This is a genomic window from Streptomyces sp. NPDC050619 (assembly GCF_040654815.1).
Lineage (GTDB): Bacteria > Actinomycetota > Actinomycetes > Streptomycetales > Streptomycetaceae > Streptomyces.
Genome location: NZ_JBFAIR010000040.1, coordinates 65,391 through 84,521, shown reverse-complemented (window position 1 = coordinate 84,521; position 19,131 = coordinate 65,391). Strand labels below are relative to the sequence as shown.

The following is a 19,131-nucleotide window of genomic DNA, read 5'->3' as shown; positions in this document are numbered from 1 at the left end:
GTCGACGGCCGCCGCACGGAGGCGGTCGTACGCGGTTACCCTGCCGATCATGCTTGTCGCCGCCGCAGTCTGCCCCTGCCCGCCTCTGCTCGTGCCCGACATCGCCGCGGGCGCCGCACCCGAGCTGGACGCCGCGCGTGCCGCGTGCACGGACGCGCTCGGCGTCCTCGCCGCCGCCCGGCCCGACCGCCTCGTGGTCGTCGGGCCTGCTGAGCAGAGCGGGCGCGGGGTCCACCGCGAGGGCGCGCGGGGCTCGTTCCACGGGTTCGGGGTGGACGTCGACGTACGCCTGGGCGCGGACAAGGGTTCGGACAGGGCTACGGAGCCCGAGCGCCCGCTGCCGTCCTCGCTCGCGGTGGCCGCGTGGCTGCTGGAGCGGGTCGGATGGTCCGCCGCCCCGGTCGAGGGACTCGGCGTGGGGGAACCTCTCGCGGCCGAGCGGTGTGTTCAAGCCGGAAGGGACATCGCCACCCGGGCCGAGCGGGTGGTGCTGCTGGTGATGGGCGACGCCAGCGCGTGCCGCACACTCAAGGCCCCCGGCTACCTGGACGACCGGGCGGCACCCTTCGACGCGCAGGTCGCGTGTGCGCTGGGCGCGGCGGACGTGGCGGCTCTCCAGGCGCTGGACGCCGAGCTGGCGTACGAGCTGAAGGCCTCCGGCCGGGCCCCGTGGCAGGTCCTCTCGGGCGCGGCCGAGGATGCGGGCCTGGGCGGCGCGTTGCTGTACGAGGCCGCGCCGTACGGCGTGGGGTACGTCGTCGCTGCCTGGTCGTAGGCGCCGACGGCGGGGCGGGGGCCGGGACGGCAAGCGGCGAACCGTAGCTCCGGACACGGCGGACGGCCGGGAGCGTCGAGCTCCGGGCCGTCCGTCGATATGCCGATGCCGGTATGCCGTTGGCCGATCTGCTGTGCCGTTCAGGAAGACGGCGGGGGTGATTCCTGGGGCGGCGAGCCCGGCGGAGGCGCGGTAGGCGGCGTGCCGCTGTCCGTGCCCGCGACCGGGGCGTCCTTGTGTGCGAGGCGGTCCATGGCGCCCTTGGCCTTGCCCGTCCCTGTCTGGATTTTGCCGCTGTACCTGCCCTTGGTCGTCTTGTCGACGACCTTCGCGGCCTTGTCCAGGCCGTGCTGAACCTTGTCCCCGTGCTGTTGCGCGAGGCCGGAGACCTTGTCCTTGGCCGGGGACAGCTTGGCCTTCACATTGTCCAGGAGACGCATGGTCCACCTTCCCTCGCGGGGCAGTTACGTGCGGGCGCCCTCACCGGCCGCGCTGTCGGCAGACTTTTCGGCGGACTGCTGCTTGGGGATCTCGACGCCGTCGCCGGAGGTCTCCTCGGCACCCTGCGCCGCCGTCTCCTCCACCGGGCCCTCGGCCTTGGCCTCTGCCTCGGCCGACTCCTTCGCCTCTGCCGCCTCCTGAGCCGCGGGCTCGGCCGTCGCTGCCTCGGCCTGCGCCTCGGCGGCTGACGCCTCCTCCGTGGCCTTCGACCTCCGAAGAAGTCGTGCGAAAACACCCATATCCACTCCATACGTTACTCGTGCGGGCGAAATCCCGCGTCGTCCGGTGCGTCCGTTTGCGTCGCCCGGGTCGCCGCCTCTGCGAACGGGCGGCGGAGAACCTCGCAACTGGCAACGACCCCGGGTACGGGCCGTCACGTAACTCGTTCGAGGCGAGGGTGCGAGGTTTGCGAGACTGGGGCGGTGAGCAGTGCACCCCCTACCCCCCGCGTCATCGCCGTCGTTGGACCGACCGCAGCCGGAAAGTCCGATTTGGGCGTCTTCCTGGCTCGGCGTCTCGGCGGCGAGGTCGTCAACGCCGACTCCATGCAGCTCTACCGAGGGATGGACATCGGCACCGCGAAGCTGACGCCCGCGGAGCGCGCCGGCGTCCCGCATCATCTCCTGGACATCTGGAACGTGACCGTCACGGCGTCCGTCGCCGAGTATCAGCGGCTCGCGCGGGAGCGGATCGACGCGCTGCTCTCCGAGGGCCGCTGGCCGATCCTGGTCGGCGGCTCCGGCCTGTACGTCCGAGGGGCCGTCGACAACCTGGAGTTCCCCGGCACGGACCCTGATGTCAGGGGCCGGCTGGAGGAGGAACTCACCCTGCGCGGCTCCGGCGCGCTGCACGCCCGCCTGGCCGCCGCCGATCCCGAGGCCGCGCACGCCATCCTGCCCAGCAACGGCCGCCGTATCGTCCGGGCCCTCGAAGTGATCGAGATCACCGGCAAGCCCTTCACCGCCAACCTCCCCGGTCACGACTCCATCTACGACACCGTTCAGATCGGCGTCGACGTGACGCGGCCCGAGCTCGACGCGCGCATCGCGCGCCGGGTGGACCGGATGTGGGAGGCGGGCCTCGTGGACGAGGTGCGCGCATTGGAGGCGCAGGGGTTGCGCAAGGGGCGTACGGCCTCGCGCGCGCTCGGCTACCAGCAGGTGCTCGCGGCGCTCGCCGGGGAGTGCACGGAGCAGGATGCGCGGATGGAGACCGTACGGGCCACCAAACGCTTCGCGCGCCGCCAGGATTCGTGGTTCAGGCGCGATCCGCGGGTGCACTGGTTGAGTGGGGCCGCGGTGGATCTCACGGAACTTCCGCAGCTCGCGCTGGCATTGGTCGAACGACCGGTTACAGCCTGATCACGTCATGGCATCGGGACGCTCCGGCCGTCATCCCGGCCTCCGACGTCGTGCCATCATCGAGCTTCGATCGACCAAGTGGAGTCCAAGTTGGGAGGGCGCGTGGCGATGGAGGCCGGCCCTCGCGACACCGCAGAAGGCACCGAACACAGCACCGTCGAAAATGGCGAACCGGAGCAGGACGACGACCGTCTGAGCCCGGACGGGCCCGACGATACGCACGACGGTGTGACCGCCGACGGTCCCGAGCCCGAAGAGATGTTCGCGGGCGGCCCGGAGGTCGAGGTCGAGCTGCGTCCGCAGCGTCGGCTGCGCATCTGGCAGCTCGCGCCCATCGTGAGCCTCGCCGCGGTCGGCTCCCTGATGTTCGCCTTCCCGCTGGCCTTCGACTTCGGCGACAGCGGTGCCGTGATCGCCATGCTGGGGTTGCTGATCTGCTCCTGCGCGGCCGGCTGGGGCATGATGGCCGCTCGCCGGGTCGGTTACACGTGGCCGGGGCTGCCGCAGCGGGGCTCCGGGCGCCGACCGGACTGGCGGGTCGTGATCGCGTACGTCGTGATGGTCGCCGCGGTGGTCGTGCTGGCCGTGTGGAGAGTGGCCCGGCTGCGCTGACGGCGTCGGCTGTCATGTCGTACCCACCCCGTACGATCGAGGAATGAGCACGCGGATCGCCTTCCTCAAGGGGCACGGCACGGAGAACGACTTCGTGATCGTCCCGGACCCCGAGAACGCCATCGACCTGCCCCCGCCCGCCGTCGCCGCCCTGTGCGACCGCCGCGCGGGCATCGGCGGTGACGGACTGCTGCACGTGGTGAGGTCCGCCGCGCACCCCGAGGCGAAGCACCTGGCGGCCGAGGCGGAGTGGTTCATGGACTACCGCAACGGCGACGGCTCGATCGCGGAGATGTGCGGCAACGGCGTGCGCGTGTTCGCGCGCTACCTCCAGCGCGCCGGGTACGCCGGTGAGGGCGACCTCGCGGTGGCCACGCGCGGGGGCGTGAAGACCGTCCACATCGCGAAGAACGGTGACATCACGGTCGGCATGGGCAGGGCTCTGCTCCCCGAAGGGGACGTCAGCGTGAGCGTCGGCGAGCGCAGCTGGCCCGCACGGAACGTGAACATGGGCAACCCGCACGCCGTGGCCTTCGTCGACGACCTCGCGCACGCGGGAGACCTGTACTCCCCGCCGCCGTTCACCCCGGCCTTCGCCTACCCGGACGGGGTCAACGTCGAATTCGTGGTCGACCGCGGCCCCGGGCACGTCGCCCTGCGGGTGCACGAGCGCGGCTCCGGCGAGACCCGCTCGTGCGGCACGGGCGCGTGCGCCGTCGCCGTGGCCACCGCCCGCAGGGACGGCGCCGACCCGGCGGTCACCGGCACCCCGGTGACGTACACGGTCGACGTGCCCGGCGGCACTCTGGTGATCACCGAGCGGTCCGACGGCGAGATCGAGATGACCGGACCCGCGGTGATCGTCGCCGAGGGGGAGATCGACGCGGAGTGGCTGGAAAACGCGGTCCGTTGAGTGGGTGAATCGCCATCGCGGCAGCCCAGGATGCCCGGATCCGCACCCTTCGGCAGTGCGGATTGTTCGACATCGCAGACGGTGGCGGATCACATGGCTCGAAATCGTAAACCTGTAAACCCTCGCTCGAATGGGTGATCCGTTTCACGCTCGGCGAGAGGCGGTCAGTCGGGCATGGTGGGCTCGGTAGCATCAAGCACCGGCCCGGACGGGGGACTGATGCCAATCCCCCGAGCCGTGTCCGCCCTGGGGCACCCCGTCCGCCGGTCCACGCAGCCGGAGGTGCCCATGAGTGCGGAGGCCACGAATCCTGCGACCCCGGGTCCGGTGGTGTCATCGGCCCAGGCGGCATCAGGCCCACTGACGCCGACAGTGCCCCGCAGGAAGGCCCGCCCCCGGATCGACCTGCGCCGCCTCGGCCGGGCCGCGCTGCTCGGCCCCGCCGCCCGCGACCGGCTGCCCGACGCCATCGGCCATGTGGCCGAGGCGCACCGCGCCCACCACCCCGATGCCGACCTCGAACCGCTGCGCCGCGCCTATGTCCTGGCCGAGTCCTCGCACCGCGGCCAGATGCGCAAGAGCGGTGAGCCGTACATCACACACCCGCTCGCGGTGACGCTGATCCTCGCCGAACTGGGCGCCGAGACAACGACTCTGACGGCGTCTTTGCTCCATGACACCGTCGAGGACACGGACGTGACGCTCGATCAGGTCCGCGAGCAGTTCGGCGAGGAGGTCCGCTTCCTCGTCGACGGCGTCACGAAACTGGAGAAGGTCGACTACGGCGCGGCCGCCGAGCCCGAGACCTTCCGCAAGATGCTCGTCGCCACCGGCAACGACGTCCGCGTGATGTCGATCAAACTCGCCGACCGGCTGCACAACATGCGCACCCTCGGCGTGATGCGCCCCGAGAAACAGGCCCGCATCGCCAAGGTCACCCGCGACGTCCTCATCCCGCTCGCCGAACGGCTCGGCGTCCAGGCGCTCAAGACCGAACTGGAGGACCTGGTCTTCGCGATCCTCCTCCCCGAGGAGTACCAGCACACGCGGGAGTTGATCGTCGACAACGCCTCCCGATCGGACGACCCGCTCGCCGAGACGGCCGACGAGATGCGCACGGTCCTGCGCGACGCCGACATCCAGGCCGAAGTCCTCATCCGGCCACGGCACTTCGTCTCCGTGCACCGCGTGGCCCGCAAACGCGGCCGGCTGCGGGGTGCCGACTTCGGCCGCCTGCTGGTGCTGGTGAACGAAGACGCCGACTGTTACGGCGTACTGGGCGAACTGCACACCTGTATGACGCCCGTCGTCTCGGAGTTCAAGGACTTCATCGCCGTCCCCAAGTTCAACCTGTACCAGTCGCTGCACACGGCGCTCGCCCGCGAGGACGGCCAGGTCACCGAAGTCCTCATCCGCACCCACCAGATGCATCAGGTCGCCGAGGCCGGAGTGATCGCGCTCGGCAATCCCTACGCTCCTCCCTCGGAGGAGCAGGCCGCGGCAGATGGTGAGCGGGTCGACCCCACCCGTCCGGGCTGGCTCTCCCGCCTCCTCGACTGGCAGGAAGCCGCCCCCGACCCCGACACCTTCTGGTCCACCCTCCGCGAGGACCTCGCCCAGGACCGCGAGATCACCGTCTTCCGGCCCGACGGCGGCACCCTGGGCCTGCCCGAGGGAGCCACGTGCGTTGACGCCGCGTACGCGCAGTACGGCGAGGACGCGCACGCGTGCATCGGTGCCCGCGTCAACGGCCGCCTGGCGACCCTGAGCACGGTCCTGAGGGACGGCGACACCGTCCAGCTCCTCATGGGCCAGGACCCCGCCTCCGAGCCCTCCAGAGAGTGGCTGGAGCACGCTCACACGCCCGGCGCCCGGATCGCCATCCAACGGTGGCTCGCGACGCATCCGGCGTCCGCCGCGGCGCAGGAGGAGGCGCCGGCTCCGTCGCTCCAGGCCTCCGAGGCGGCCTTCCGGTCCGCCGGCGAAGGTCTCTCGCCCCGTCCTGCCGCCGACCGCCCCGCCGCCGCGCATGCCGGCGAGCCCGGCCCCGCCGTCCCCTCGGTCGACCGTCCAGCCGCCGCAGAGGCCGTCGTCGACCAGCCCGGCGCGAGCGTCCGGCTCGCGGGCTGCTGTACGCCCGTACCGCCCGACGAGGTGACCGGCTTCGCCGTACGCGGGGGAGCGGTGACCGTCCACCGCGTGGAGTGCGCGGCGGTGGCGCGCATGAAGAGCGCGGGGCGCGCGGAAGTCGGCGTGCGCTGGGGTGACACCACCGCGTGCCGGGTCACCCTGGTCGCCGAATCGTTCGGCCGCCCCCATCTGCTCGCGGACCTCACCGAAGCGATGGCCCTGGAGGGCGCGGAAATCGTCTCGGCCACCGTCGAACCGCCCAGCGAGCAGCGAGTACGCCACACCTACACGGTTGAGCTCCCGGACGCGGCCCACCTGCCGGCCCTCATGCGGGCGATGCGCAATGTGCCGGGCGTGTACGACGTGGGCAGGGCGCAGCCGCAGACGCCGGGGGCGTGAGGCAGGAACCGAGCGCCTGGGGGAGCGCCGGCCTCATGGGCTGAGCGCCGCGCTCGTGGGCGCGTGACGGGCGCTGAGGCGCGCGGCGAACCCGGGTGCCCTCCCGGCGACCAACCCGTTCGAGTGGGCCGGGCGCGCGCCGCCGCCGTACGGCACGCGCGCGCTGGTAGCGGTGATGCATGCTGCTCACCCCCCGCACCCGGACGCACGGACCCGGCTCCGACGCCTCCCGCCCCCGCACCAGGACCGGCCGACGGCGCCAGGCGGCCGCACTGCTCGCCTCCGCCGTCGCCGTCTGCCTCGTCGCCGCCGGCGCCCCCGCCGCCCCGCTGGGCGTCGGTGACCGCCTCTTCCCGTACCTCGGCAATCCCGGATACGACGTGGCGTCGTACGACCTCTCCTTCACCTATCCCGGCACCAACAGCAAGCCGCTCCAGGCGGTCACCACGATCGACGCCTGGACGACGACCTCGCTGGACCACGTCAACCTCGACTTCGCGCACGGCGAGGTCGACTCGGTCGAGGTCGACGGCGAGCCCGCGGCCTTCACGAGCGCCGCCGAGGATCTGGTGGTCACGCCCGAGGAGCCGCTGACCGAGGGCAGCTGGATGCGGATCACCGTCCGGCACACCAGTGACCCCGTGTCCGCCGCGGACCGCGACGGCGGCTGGGTGCGGACCGCGGACGGCCTCGCCATGGCCAATCAGGCCGACGCCGCCCACCTGGTGTTCCCGTGCAACGACCACCCCTCCGACAAGGCGATGTTCACCATCAGGGTCACCGCGCCCAACGGCTACACGGCCGTCGCGGGCGGGCTGCCGGCCGGTGTGGACCGGGCGGGCCGGGCGACGACCTGGACGTACCGCACCCAGCACCCCATGGCCACCGAACTCGCCCAGGTCTCCATCGGCCGCTCCACCGTGCTGCATCGCACCGGCCCGCACGGACTGCCCGTACGGGACGTCGTGCCCACCAAGGACCGCGCCGTACTCGAACCGTGGCTGAAGAAGACGCCTGACCAGATCGCCTGGATGGAGGGCAAGGTCGGGCCCTATCCCTTCGAGACGTACGGCCTGCTGGTGGCCGAGGCCGACACCGGCTTCGAGCTGGAGACGCAGACCCTCTCTCTCTTCGAGAGAGACCTGTTCGCCGAGCCTGCTTACCCCAAGTGGTACATCGAGTCGATCATGGTGCACGAGCTGGCCCACCAGTGGTTCGGCGACAGCGTCAGCCCGCGCACCTGGTCCGACCTGTGGCTGAGCGAGGGGCACGCCACCTGGTACGAGGCCCTGTACGCGCAGGAGAAGGCGGACCGGCCGATCCAGGCGCGGATGAAGGCGGCGTACGGCTCCTCCGACCGCTGGCGCGCGGCCGGCGGACCGCCCGCGGCCCCCAAAGTGCCCGATCCTGGCCAGAAGACCGGCATCTTCCGGCCGAACGTCTACGACGGCGCGGCGCTCGCCCTGTACGCCCTTCGGCAGGAGATCGGCCGCCAGGCCTTCGAACGTCTGGAACGGGCCTGGGTGAGCGGCCACCGGGACGACACGGCGACGACCACGGACTTCGTGCGGCTGGCCTCCGAGATCTCCGGGCGCGACCTCGGCGGGTTCTTCGAGGCCTGGCTGTACGGCAAGAAGACGCCGCCGATGCCCGGCCACCCGGACTGGAAGCCGACGGCGCCCGCGAAATGACCTGACGGCGGACGCGGAACACGACGCGGAATAAGACAGTGACGGGCCGTGCCGTGCCGTGCGACCATCATCGGGTCGGCGCGGTACGGGACTCGGGAATCTCCCGGAGTGCTCGTGCGTTGTGAGCAGTGACGCAGCAGCTCAGAAGCTCCGCTTCCGCTCTGTCGCCGCCTAACGGAATCACCATCGACGTAAGGACCCAATGACCTCCTCTTCATCCCCTTCCCAGGACGCTCAGCGCCTCGCGCCTGCCCACCCCGAGAATCTTCGGGCCGATGCCCTGATGGAAGAGGACGTCGCCTGGAGCCACGAGAACGACGGAGAGCGGGACGGCGACCAGTTCGACCGCTCCGAGCGCGCGGCCCTGCGCCGCGTCGCGGGCCTCTCCACCGAGCTCGAGGACGTCACCGAGGTCGAGTACCGCCAGCTCCGCCTGGAGCGGGTCGTACTCGTCGGCGTCTGGACCACGGGGACCGCGCAGGACGCGGAGAACTCCCTGACGGAACTCGCCGCCCTCGCCGAAACCGCGGGCGCGCTCGTGCTCGACGGCGTGATCCAGCGCCGCGACAAGCCCGACGCGGCCACCTACATCGGCTCCGGCAAGGCCGAGCAGCTGCGGGACATCGTGCTCGAATCGGGCGCGGACACCGTCATCTGTGACGGTGAGCTCAGCCCGGGCCAGCTGATCCACCTCGAAGACGTCGTCAAGGTCAAGGTCATCGACCGTACGGCCCTGATCCTCGACATCTTCGCCCAGCACGCCAAGTCCCGAGAGGGCAAGGCGCAGGTGGCGCTCGCGCAGATGCAGTACATGCTGCCGCGGCTCCGAGGCTGGGGTCAGTCGCTGTCCCGTCAGATGGGCGGCGGCAAGGGCGGTGGCCTCGCCACCCGTGGTCCCGGTGAGACCAAGATCGAGACGGACCGGCGTCGGATCCGCGAGAAGATGGCGAAGATGCGCCGGGAGATCGCGGACATGAAGACCGGCCGCGAGATCAAGCGCCAGGAGCGCAAGCGCCACAAGGTGCCGTCGGTCGCCATCGCGGGCTACACCAACGCCGGCAAGTCCTCCCTGCTCAACCGCCTCACGGGCGCGGGCGTCCTCGTCGAGAACGCCCTGTTCGCGACCCTCGACCCGACGGTGCGCCGGGCCGAGACCCCGAGCGGACGGCTGTACACGCTGGCGGACACGGTCGGTTTTGTACGGCACCTGCCGCATCACCTGGTCGAGGCGTTCCGCTCCACCATGGAGGAGGTCGGCGAGTCCGACCTGATCCTGCACGTGGTGGACGGCTCGCACCCGGACCCTGAGGAGCAGCTGGCCGCCGTGCGCGAGGTGATCAGGGACGTCGGCGCCACCGGCGTACCGGAGATCGTCGTGATCAACAAGGCCGACGCGGCCGACCCGCTGACGCTCCAGCGGCTCATGCGGATCGAGAAGCGCTCCATCGCGGTCTCGGCCCGCACCGGCCGGGGCATCGCCGAGCTGCTCGCGCTCATCGACAACGAGCTGCCGCGGCCGTCGGTCGAGATCGAGGTGCTCGTGCCGTACACGCACGGCAAGCTGGTGGCCCGCGCCCACGACGAGGGCGAGGTGATCTCCGAGGAGCACACCCCGGAGGGCACGCTGCTCAAGGCGCGGGTGCACGAGGAACTGGCGGCGGACCTCGCGCCGTACGTTCCGGCACCGCTCGCCTGAGCCGTCGTAGAACAGCCTGAAGGCCCGCCCCCGCTGTCGCGGAGGCGGGCCTTCAGCATGTGCGGGTCACCGGCCGCCGCACGTCCTGCTCATGGTCTCGTGCAGCGTGTCTCGGCCTCCTGGCCCAGCCGCGGCCGGCGAGGCAGGTGCGGTGGGGCGGGTCGACCGGATACCGCACCCCACCGCCGTACGTGCGGTCGGCGCTCAGCGGCCGGTCACTGGCCCGCGAACTTCCCGCTGACCGAGTCGTACACGCCCTTGGCCTCCTCACCCAGTCGCGGACCGGCCAGCCAGCCCGCGGTCACCGGGCCGATCGAGGTGTTGGAAACCAGCGCCGGCTTGCCGTCCGAGCCCTTCGCGACCCAGCCACCGCCGGACGAACCGCCGGTCATGGTGCAGCCGATGCGGTACATCGTCGGGTCCGCAGCGTTGATCGACAGGCGTCCCGGCCTGTCCTGGCACTGGTACAGCGCCTGCCCGTCGAACGGCGGCGCCGCCGGATAGCCGGTCGCCGTGATGCTCTGCACCTTCGTCACGGCCGGGGCTTCGAAGTCCACCGGCAGCGCCGAACCGACCGTCTCCTCCAGCGACTTGCCGCCGCTGCCCTTCTCCGGGGTCACATGAATGACCGCGAAGTCGTACGAGGCTCCGGCCCCGCCCGTCGAACCGCCCTGCTCGATCCACTGGTCCGAGGTCTGCGCCCAGTCGCCCCACCAGACACCGTACGGAGCGACCTCCTCCCGGGCGGCGTTCTGCAGCTCCGCGGCTGTCATGCCCTGGTCGTTGTACGACGGCACGAACGCGATGTTGCGATACCAGCCGCCGGTCTTGCCGGAGTGCACGCAGTGGCCCGCCGTCCACACCAGGTTGGACTTGCCGGGGTGCGCCGGATCCTCCACGACCGTCGCCGAGCAGACCATGCTGCCCTCGGGGGAGTCGAAGAACACCTTGCCCGCCTCGGGAGCGTTGGCATGGTACGTAGGCGACACGGCCTTCGCGTCCACCGGCGCGGGCGTCGGGTCGGTCACGCCCTGGTCACCGGAGAGGTCACCGTCGTCGACGGCGTTGTCCGGGTCCTCGGCATCCCGCATCCGGTCCGGGTCCCACAGGCCCTGGATGATCGGGTTGATGTACTCGTCGGCCTCACGCAGCCAGTCGTCCTTGTCCCAGTTCTTCCAAGCGCCGTTCTTCCACTTGTCGATGTCGATCCCGTGCTCTTTGAGCTTGTCCTTGATGTTGTCCGGGATCTTGATCTTGCCGTCGCCCTCGGCTGCGGCGGAGGCGGAGGCCTCGCCGCCCGCCTCGGCATCGCCGGAACCGCAGGCGGTGGCGGTGAGTGCGAGCGCCGAGGCGAGCGCGACGGCGGTCAGCACGGGGGAGGTTGTGCGACGCGCGCTCCCTCCTCGACGAGCGGTGAACGACGGCCGTATGGATCGCATGATCTGACTCCCCCTGGGTGAACGAACGTGGCGCTGTGGTCGTGGACCGCGGTTGAACTCATGCCGATTTCATGCCGAGTTCATACCGGTCTCACGGACTGCGGGAACGGCATCACACGATATGCGCTCGCTGTGGGGGACTTCGAATGGAACGGCAACGGTTCCGTCACGGCAAGGATCTTGAAGCAACCCGTAACCCGGTACGTGGTCCGGGGTTGGTAGCGGTGGGGGCTTGCTACCGGTGGTCGATGCGGTCCCCTGTGCCCGAATCCCCGGAGATTTCGAGTGAAGACTCGCGGGGTTTCGTATGTCGGGTCGGGCGAGGACGCGAGGAACCGCTTGCCCCTGGACAGCGGGAGAACAGGGAGAACCATGGCCGTGACCGAGACTGTGCCCGGTAAGGCCGCCACGGCCGAGAACGGTGAGGCCGCCGCGAGTTCGCCTGGTGAGACCGCCGGGCGAGTTGTTGTCGAGGAGTCCGAAGGGGCGGGCTCCGCGCACGAGGGAATCCTGCGGCGTCAGTCGGCGCGGGAATCGGCGGCGCGTACCTACGCGCGCGCCCTGCCCGTCGTCCCGGTGCGGGCGCGCGGACTGACCATCGAGGGCGCGGACGGACGTCGTTACCTGGACTGCGTCTCCGGCGCGGGAACGCTGGCCCTCGGGCACAACCACCCCGTGGTCCTGGAGGCGATTCGCAAGGTCCTCGACTCGGGCGCACCGTTGCACGCCCTCGACCTGGCGACACCCGTCAAGGACGCCTTCGTCACCGAGCTGTTCCGCACCCTGCCGCCCGGACTCGCCGACCACGCGCGCGTGCAGTTCTGCGGACCGGCCGGCGCGGACGCGGTACAGGCCGCGTTCAAGCTCGTACGGGCCGCGACCGGGCGCAGCGGCATGCTCGCCTTCACCGGCGCCTCCCACGGGATGACCGCCGGGACGTTCGAAGCGTCCGGGGACGCCTTCGACGAGCGGGCCGCACACCTGGAGCGGGCCGCACACCTGCCCTATCCGCAGGACTACCGCTGCCCGTTCGGCGTCGGCGGCGCGCGCGGGGCCGAACTCGCCGCCCGCTGGACCGAGTCCGTCCTCGATGCCCCACGCTCGCAGTCGCTGCCCGCCGGGATGATCCTCGAACCCGTCCAGGACGAGGGCGGGGTGATCCCCGCGCCCGACGAGTGGATGCGCCGCATGCGCCACGTCACGGCCGCCCGGTCCATTCCACTGATCGTCGACGAGGTCCACACCGGGGTCGGGCGCACGGGAGCCTTCTGGGCGGTCGACCACAGTGGCGTCACCCCCGACGTGATGGTCCTCTCCAAGGCCATCGGCGGCAGCCTGCCCCTGGCCGTCGTGGTCTACCGCGACGACCTCGACGTCGGTGAACCGGGCACCCACGCGGGTACGTTCCGCGGCAATCAGCTCGCCATGGCCGCGGGTACGGCGACCCTGGCCTACGTCCGCGAAAACCGCCTCGCGGAACGCGCGACCACGCTGGGCTCCCGCATGCTCGGGCAACTTCGGGAACTGGCCGGCCAGTTCCCCATCATCGGCGACGTGCGGGGGCGGGGTCTGATGATCGGCGTTGAGATGGTGGAGGCGGCGGGGGATGTCGAGCCTGGCGGCGCCGGCACCGGGGGTGAGGCGAGTGCCGGTGGCGGAGGCGGTGTGGATCCCTGGGTCGGCCGCGATGGTTCCGGTGGTGGTGTGGGCTCTGGGGTTGGCCATGTCTGTTCCGGTGGTGGTGCCGGCTCTGGGGCTGGCCACGACTGTTCCGGTGGTGCCGGCTCTGGGGTCGGCCACGACTGTTCCGGTGGTGGCGTGGGGTCGGCGGTTGTGCCGGATCTCGCTCGTGGCCTTCGTCCCGCCGCGCCCCGACTCGCGGCCGCCGTTCAGCGGGAGTGCCTGCGCCGCGGCCTGATCGTCGAACTCGGCGGCCGTCACGCGAACGTCGTGCGGCTGCTCCCGCCACTGACGATCAGTGACGAACAGGCGGCCGCGGTGCTGCAGCGACTGGCCGACGCGGTGGAGGCGGTGGCCCGCAGTCACCACCCCGGCCATCACCGCGGTCACGGTCCTGGCGATCAGGCGTACCAGCAGCGCCGACAGACCGGTCGGCAGGGCGGCCACGCCGAACAGGTGGGGTAGTGCGCCGGTCGTGCGCCAGTACGTCCATCGGCGCGCGCCCTGCCCTGGCCGCATGTACAGCCGAGCGTGCCGACCGACTTCCGGAACAACACGCCGATTCGCCCCGGCGGCACGAACCAGAACCACCCCGAGGAACCCAGCCTTGAACTCCACCCCAGCACCCGACGGCCTTGCCCCCACAGCGGTACCCACCCCCATGCAAAGAAGCGCTCCGAAATCCGAATCACCGTGGGCCGCCGCCGACCTCCTGGAGGACCCGGACCCGGACATCGCAGCCGAGGCCGCAGCCGTCGAGAACCTGTTGCGGTGCTGGGTCCGCGAAGCCAACCTCCCCACCCCCGACAACGGCATCCTCCGCATCCCGCTCCCGGCCAGTGGCACAGCTCTCCTCGCCCCGGTCCACTACTGGTCCCCGACCGGGTGGCACCGCTTCGGCCGCCCGTACCTCGCGGACGCTCCCGCCCAGTCCCCGCCGATCGATGCGGTCACGGTCGCCGCACTGCTCACCAGGGAGACGCCGGGCGAGAGCGACACCGCCGACCGACTCGCGCCGGCCACCGGTGCCACCGATCTCGTCGCGCGCGTGGCCGATTCCGTCCGCCGAACCAGCGCCTTCCTCAGCGAGCGCCGCGAACAGCCCGCCGACGATCCGGACCTCTTCCTCGCCGCCGAACAGGCACTCGTGTTCGGGCACCCGTTGCACCCGACCCCGAAGAGTCGCGAGGGCCTCTCCGAAACCGAAGCACGGCTGTACTCACCCGAATCGCGCGGCTGCTTCCCCCTGCACTGGATGGCTGTCGCTCCCTCCGTACTCGCCACCGACTCGGCCTGGACCGAGCGCGGCCGTCCCGTCACCGCGGCCCAGCTCACCGCGCGGCTCGCCGGCCCCGGGCTGCCGCTGCCCGAAGGCCACACGGCGCTGCCCCTGCACCCCTGGCAACTGCGCGAGGTCCGGCACCGCCCCGAGACCGCGGCTCTGCTCGACGCGGGTCTGCTGCGGGACCTCGGCACGCACGGTTCCCCGTGGCACCCCACCTCCTCCGTACGAACCGTTCACCGGCCCGGCGCTCCTGCCATGCTTAAGCTGTCGCTGGGGCTGCGCATCACCAACTCCCGCCGTGAGAACCTCCGCAAGGAGCTCCACCGCGGCGTGGAGGTCCACCGACTGCTGCGCAGCGGCTTGTCCAAGCAGTGGCAGGCGGCCCACCCCGGTTTCGACATCGTGCGCGACCCTGCCTGGCTCGCCGTCGACGGGCCGGACGGCAGTACCGTGCCCGGGCTGGACCTGATGATCCGGCACAACCCCTTCACCCCTTCGGACGACGTCTCCTGCCTCGCCGGGCTCATCTCGCCCCGCCCCCACGTGCCCCCCAGCGCTGCCGCAGACCGTCGGGACGGTGACCGACCGGTCCTGCGGTCCAGGCTGGCCGAGGTCGTCACCCGCCTCGCCGGCCGGACCGGCCGCCCCCGAGGGGCCGTCGCCGCTGAGTGGTTCCTGCGCTACCTCGAACAGGTCGTCCGTCCGGTGCTGTGGCTGGACGCGGAGGCGGGAATCGCCCTGGAGGCCCACCAGCAGAACACCCTGGTCCTCCTGGACGGCGACGGCTGGCCCGCCGGTGGCCGTTACCGCGACAACCAGGGCTACTACTTCCGCGAGTCCCGGCGCACGGAACTCGATGGCCGTTTGCCCGGCATCGGTGAGCACAGCGACACGTTCGTCTCCGACGAAGTCACCGACGAGCGATTCACGTACTACCTCGCGATCAACAACATCCTGGGCCTCATCGGTGCGTTCGGCTCCCAGCGCCTGGCCGACGAGCGGCTGCTGCTCGCCGCCTTCCGACGCTTCCTCCACGACGTCGCCTCCGGTCCCGCACGCCTGCGCACCACACTGCCGGCCCGCCTGCTCGACTCACCTGTCCTGCGCTGCAAGGCCAACCTGCTGACCCGCCTGCACGGCCTCGACGAACTGGTCGGTCCGGTGGACACCCAGTCCGTCTACGTCACCATCGCCAACCCCCTTGTCTCCTGACCAACCGCTCCGGACCAACGTTTCCGATCCTGAGGAAAATGCCCCGTCCCGCCTCCTGAGAGGAGTGCCGCCGTGCCTCCCGCCGACGCCAGTGCCAACGCCGGTGCGGTCCCCACCGCCGACTGCGAGGACACGCTGGACCTGCGCCTGTCCGACGAACTCATCGCACTCTTCCGAGAGGAGAGAGCCGACGTCGACGCGGTGCGGCCCTGGGCCGGGGGCACGGCGCCGCCCGCCTCCGGGCACCCAGAGGCTGACGACCTGCTCGACCGTGTCGCCGACTGGGGACCTACGGCCACCCCTGTGGGCGTGTTCCACCTTGTCCCGGTCCGCATCGAACGGGACCTGCCGCTCGTCAGCCGCTGGATGAACGACCCCGCCGTCGCGGCGTTCTGGGAACTGTCTGGGCCGCAGAGCGTCACCGAGGATCACCTGCTGGCCCAACTCGCCGGCGACGGGCGCAGCGTTCCATGTCTCGGGGTGCTCGAGGGCAGGCCGATGAGCTACTGGGAGATCTACCGTGCGGACATCGATCCGCTGGCCCGTAACTATCCGGCCCGACCTCACGACACCGGTATCCACCTCCTCATCGGCGGTGTCGCCGACCGGGGGCGGGGACTCGGCAGTGCTCTGCTGAGAGCCGTCGCCGATCTCGTGCTCGACAAGCGGTCGGCCTGCGCCCGCGTCATCGCGGAACCCGACCTTCGCAACGTCCCCTCCATCGCCGCCTTCCTGAGCGCCGGCTTCGGCTTCTCCGCCGAGGTCGACCTGCCCGCCAAGCGGGTCGCCCTCATGTCCCGAGACCGGTCCCTGCGCCATCTGCTGTGACGCCACGTCGCAGCGCCATCACTTTTGGTGCACCGCTCGCGCCGGCCCGGTTCCCACTCGCCCCGAACCTGTTTCAAACCGATCCCGCCTCGGCCGTAGGCGGACCGCGCTTCGGCCGCACGCAGGCCCCGCCAAGGCCGAGCCCGCGCCGCGTCATGGCCGAGCCCGCGCCTCCGCGTCATGGCCGAGCCCGCGCCTCCGCGTCACCTACGAGCCCGAGCCTCCGCGTCACGGCCAGCCGCGTCACGGCCGCACGAAGCCCGTCACGGCCGCACGCAAGCCCGTCACCGCCACCCCCGAGCCCGTCACCGTCACTGTCACCGCCACCCCCGAGCCCGATCTCCACCGAACCCCGTCCGATCTCACCCAACCGAGCCATCGCCCAGCACCGGACGAAAGCGAAACAATCCCGTCCCTCAAGCGAGCCATCCCCGACCCGAGCGCGCCAATCTCCGCCGCCAACCAGTCCGATCCGATCCGCACCGAGGAGCACCCGGTCTTGATCCCGCCCCTCGTCCCCACCTTGATCGCCCGGTTGTCAGTGCGGGGCCGTAGGGTGGTCGCGCTATGACGAAGCCACCACTCCCCGAACTCCTGCATGCTGCCGTCACTGCCGTCGGCGGCACGGAGCGCCCCGGCCAGGTGACCATGGCCGAAGCCGTCGCGGACGCGATCGACGACGGTTCCCATCTGCTGGTCCAGGCCGGCACCGGCACCGGTAAATCGCTGGGCTATCTCGTGCCCGCGCTCGCGCACGGGGAGCGCGTCGTCGTAGCGACCGCCACCCTCGCCCTGCAGCGCCAGCTCGTGGAGCGGGATCTGCCGCGTACGGTCGACGCGCTGCATCCGCTGCTGCGCCGCCGACCGGAGTTCGCGATGCTCAAGGGCAGATCGAACTACCTGTGTCTGCACCGCCTCCGCGAGGGCATTCCGCAGGACGAGGAGGAGGGGCTCTTCGACCAGTTCGAGGCGGCCGCGCCCTCCAGCAAGCTGGGCCAGGACCTGCTGCGGCTGCGTGACTGGTCGGACGAGACCGAGACCGGCGACCGCGACAACCTCACGCCCGGGGTCTCCGACCGCGCGTGGGCCCAGGTGTCGGTCTCCTCGCGGGAATGTCTGGGCGCTTCGAAGTGCGCGTACGGCGCCGAGTGCTTCGCCGAGATGGCCCGCGAGCGTGCCAAGCTCGCCGAAGTCGTCGTCACCAACCACGCCCTGCTCGCGATCGACGCCATCGAGGGTGCTCCGGTCCTCCCGCAACACGAGGTACTGATCGTCGACGAGGCACACGAGCTGGTCTCCCGGGTCACGGGGGTCGCCACCGGCGAGCTCACCCCCGGCCAGGTCAACCGAGCGGTGCGCCGCGCCGCGAAGCTGGTCAACGAGAAGGCCGCCGACCAGCTCCAGACCGCCGCCGAGGGTTTCGAGCGGCTGATGGAGCTGGCCCTGCCGGGCCGTCTGGAAGAGATCCCGGAGGACCTCGGCTATGCGCTGATGGCCCTGCGCGACGCCTGCCGCACCGTGATCTCCGGGATCGGCGCGACGCGCGACAAGTCCGTCCAGGACGAGGACGCGGTCCGCAAGCAGGCACTCGCCTCCGTGGAGACCGTGCACGACGTGGCGGAGCGGATCACGAACGGCTCCGAGTGGGACGTCGTCTGGTACGAGCGCCACGACCGCTTCGGCGCCTCCCTGCGCGTTGCTCCCATGTCCGTCTCGGGCTTGCTGAGGGAGAAGCTCTTCGCGGACCGCTCGGTAGTCCTGACGTCGGCGACCCTGAGGCTGGGCGGAGACTTCAACGGCGTCGGTGCCTCCCTGGGCCTCGCCCCCGAAGGCACGGAGGGCGACGACGTTCCGCAGTGGAAGGGCGTCGACGTCGGCTCGCCCTTCGACTACCGCAAGCAGGGCATCCTGTACGTCGCCAAGCACCTGTCGCGCCCCGCGCGGGACGGCGACCGCGCGGACATGCTCGACGAGCTCACCGAGCTGATCCAGGCGGCCGGCGGCCGCACCCTGGGCCTGTTCTCCTCGATGCGGGGCGCCCAGTTGGCCGCGGAGGAACTCCGCTCCCGCATCCCCGAGTTGCCGATCCTCCTCCAGGGCGAGGAGACGCTCGGCGAACTGATCAAGAACTTCGCGGCCGACCCGAAGACCTGTCTCTTCGGCACGTTGTCGCTGTGGCAGGGCGTCGACGTCCCCGGCCCCAGCTGTCAGCTGGTCGTCATGGACAAGATTCCGTTCCCGCGGCCGGACGACCCGCTGATGAGTGCCCGCCAGAAGGCGGTCGAGGACGCCGGCGGCAACGGCTTCATGGCGGTCGCCGCCACCCACGCGGCGCTTCTCATGGCCCAGGGCGCCGGCCGCCTCGTGCGGGCCTCGGGGGACCGCGGTGTGGTCGCCGTACTGGACCAGCGGCTGGCCACGGCCCGCTACGGGAGCTACATCAAGGCGTCACTGCCCGACTTCTGGTACACGACGGACCGTAATCAGGTCAGGAAGTCGCTGGCGGCGATCGACGCGGTCGCGAAGCAGGTCGAAGAGGCGGACGCGCAGTGATCGGGGGGTAGCCTGTCGCGGCGCCGCGACAGGCTACCCCCCGATGCACCACACCC

14 protein-coding genes are annotated in these 19,131 nt (G+C 71.2%); 11 read left to right on the top strand and 3 right to left on the bottom strand.

Features of this window, described 5'->3' with window-relative positions:
• The first annotated feature begins 49 nt into the window (after positions 1-49).
• On the top strand, positions 50-775 hold the full coding sequence (locus AB0I77_RS43565; protein ID WP_363288413.1) for a class III extradiol dioxygenase subunit B-like domain-containing protein: 726 nt from the start codon (positions 50-52) through the stop codon (positions 773-775).
• A gap of 140 nt (positions 776-915) precedes the next feature.
• Here AB0I77_RS43565 and AB0I77_RS43560 read toward each other — a convergent pair whose 3' ends face one another.
• Both AB0I77_RS43560 and AB0I77_RS43555 read right to left on the bottom strand, forming a co-directional pair.
• Positions 916-1,215, bottom strand: coding sequence for an antitoxin (locus AB0I77_RS43560; protein ID WP_363288412.1), 300 nt, complete (start codon positions 1,213-1,215; stop codon positions 916-918).
• A 24-nt stretch (positions 1,216-1,239) separates the two neighbouring features.
• Entirely contained in the window at positions 1,240-1,515 is a 276-nt protein-coding gene (locus AB0I77_RS43555; RefSeq protein WP_363288411.1) for a hypothetical protein, read from the bottom strand.
• 183 nt (positions 1,516-1,698) lie between these two features.
• Between AB0I77_RS43555 and miaA the strand changes: the two genes are divergently transcribed.
• The 6 genes from miaA (at position 1,699) to hflX (ending at position 10,078) form a co-directional block, all read left to right on the top strand.
• Complete coding sequence (gene miaA / locus AB0I77_RS43550; protein ID WP_363288410.1) at positions 1,699-2,637, top strand: tRNA (adenosine(37)-N6)-dimethylallyltransferase MiaA; 939 nt, start codon at positions 1,699-1,701, stop codon at positions 2,635-2,637.
• A gap of 108 nt (positions 2,638-2,745) precedes the next feature.
• Positions 2,746-3,249, top strand: coding sequence for a hypothetical protein (locus AB0I77_RS43545; protein ID WP_363288442.1), 504 nt, complete (start codon positions 2,746-2,748; stop codon positions 3,247-3,249).
• A gap of 43 nt (positions 3,250-3,292) precedes the next feature.
• Complete coding sequence (gene dapF / locus AB0I77_RS43540) at positions 3,293-4,162, top strand: diaminopimelate epimerase (protein ID WP_363288409.1); 870 nt, start codon at positions 3,293-3,295, stop codon at positions 4,160-4,162.
• Positions 4,163-4,450: 288 nt separating this feature from the next.
• Entirely contained in the window at positions 4,451-6,691 is a 2,241-nt protein-coding gene (locus AB0I77_RS43535; protein ID WP_363288408.1) for an HD domain-containing protein, read from the top strand.
• Between the two features lie 179 nt (positions 6,692-6,870).
• Positions 6,871-8,382, top strand: coding sequence for a M1 family metallopeptidase (locus tag AB0I77_RS43530; protein ID WP_363288407.1), 1,512 nt, complete (start codon positions 6,871-6,873; stop codon positions 8,380-8,382).
• A gap of 202 nt (positions 8,383-8,584) precedes the next feature.
• Complete coding sequence (gene hflX, locus AB0I77_RS43525) at positions 8,585-10,078, top strand: GTPase HflX (RefSeq protein ID WP_363288406.1); 1,494 nt, start codon at positions 8,585-8,587, stop codon at positions 10,076-10,078.
• Between the two features lie 215 nt (positions 10,079-10,293).
• On the opposite strand, the gene AB0I77_RS43520 is transcribed toward hflX, so the two are convergent.
• Complete coding sequence (locus tag AB0I77_RS43520) at positions 10,294-11,517, bottom strand: hypothetical protein (RefSeq protein WP_363288405.1); 1,224 nt, start codon at positions 11,515-11,517, stop codon at positions 10,294-10,296.
• A 372-nt stretch (positions 11,518-11,889) separates the two neighbouring features.
• On the opposite strand from AB0I77_RS43520, the gene AB0I77_RS43515 reads away from it, so the two are divergent.
• The 4 genes from AB0I77_RS43515 (at position 11,890) to AB0I77_RS43500 (ending at position 19,075) form a co-directional block, all read left to right on the top strand.
• A complete protein-coding gene (locus tag AB0I77_RS43515; RefSeq protein ID WP_363288404.1) occupies positions 11,890-13,662 on the top strand; it encodes a diaminobutyrate--2-oxoglutarate transaminase family protein in 1,773 nt (590 codons plus the stop codon).
• 196 nt (positions 13,663-13,858) lie between these two features.
• Positions 13,859-15,694, top strand: coding sequence for an IucA/IucC family protein (locus AB0I77_RS43510; protein WP_363288403.1), 1,836 nt, complete (start codon positions 13,859-13,861; stop codon positions 15,692-15,694).
• A gap of 72 nt (positions 15,695-15,766) precedes the next feature.
• Positions 15,767-16,522, top strand: coding sequence for a GNAT family N-acetyltransferase (locus AB0I77_RS43505; protein ID WP_363288402.1), 756 nt, complete (start codon positions 15,767-15,769; stop codon positions 16,520-16,522).
• 567 nt (positions 16,523-17,089) lie between these two features.
• Entirely contained in the window at positions 17,090-19,075 is a 1,986-nt protein-coding gene (locus AB0I77_RS43500; RefSeq protein WP_363288401.1) for an ATP-dependent DNA helicase, read from the top strand.
• Positions 19,076-19,131: the final 56 nt, after the last annotated feature.

What these genes read in the sequence shown, in the direction of transcription:
- AB0I77_RS43565 (WP_363288413.1), top strand. Translation starts at nt 50, where the DNA reads ATGCTTGTCGCCGCCGCAGTCTGCCCCTGCCCGCCTCTGCTCGTGCCC.
- AB0I77_RS43560 (WP_363288412.1), bottom strand. Translation starts at nt 1,215, where the DNA reads ATGCGTCTCCTGGACAATGTGAAGGCCAAGCTGTCCCCGGCCAAGGAC.
- AB0I77_RS43555 (WP_363288411.1), bottom strand. Translation starts at nt 1,515, where the DNA reads ATGGGTGTTTTCGCACGACTTCTTCGGAGGTCGAAGGCCACGGAGGAG.
- AB0I77_RS43545 (WP_363288442.1), top strand. Translation starts at nt 2,746, where the DNA reads ATGGAGGCCGGCCCTCGCGACACCGCAGAAGGCACCGAACACAGCACC.
- dapF (WP_363288409.1), top strand. Translation starts at nt 3,293, where the DNA reads ATGAGCACGCGGATCGCCTTCCTCAAGGGGCACGGCACGGAGAACGAC.
- AB0I77_RS43535 (WP_363288408.1), top strand. Translation starts at nt 4,451, where the DNA reads ATGAGTGCGGAGGCCACGAATCCTGCGACCCCGGGTCCGGTGGTGTCA.
- AB0I77_RS43530 (WP_363288407.1), top strand. Translation starts at nt 6,871, where the DNA reads ATGCTGCTCACCCCCCGCACCCGGACGCACGGACCCGGCTCCGACGCC.
- hflX (WP_363288406.1), top strand. Translation starts at nt 8,585, where the DNA reads ATGACCTCCTCTTCATCCCCTTCCCAGGACGCTCAGCGCCTCGCGCCT.
- AB0I77_RS43520 (WP_363288405.1), bottom strand. Translation starts at nt 11,517, where the DNA reads ATGCGATCCATACGGCCGTCGTTCACCGCTCGTCGAGGAGGGAGCGCG.
- AB0I77_RS43515 (WP_363288404.1), top strand. Translation starts at nt 11,890, where the DNA reads ATGGCCGTGACCGAGACTGTGCCCGGTAAGGCCGCCACGGCCGAGAAC.
- AB0I77_RS43510 (WP_363288403.1), top strand. Translation starts at nt 13,859, where the DNA reads ATGCAAAGAAGCGCTCCGAAATCCGAATCACCGTGGGCCGCCGCCGAC.
- AB0I77_RS43500 (WP_363288401.1), top strand. Translation starts at nt 17,090, where the DNA reads ATGACGAAGCCACCACTCCCCGAACTCCTGCATGCTGCCGTCACTGCC.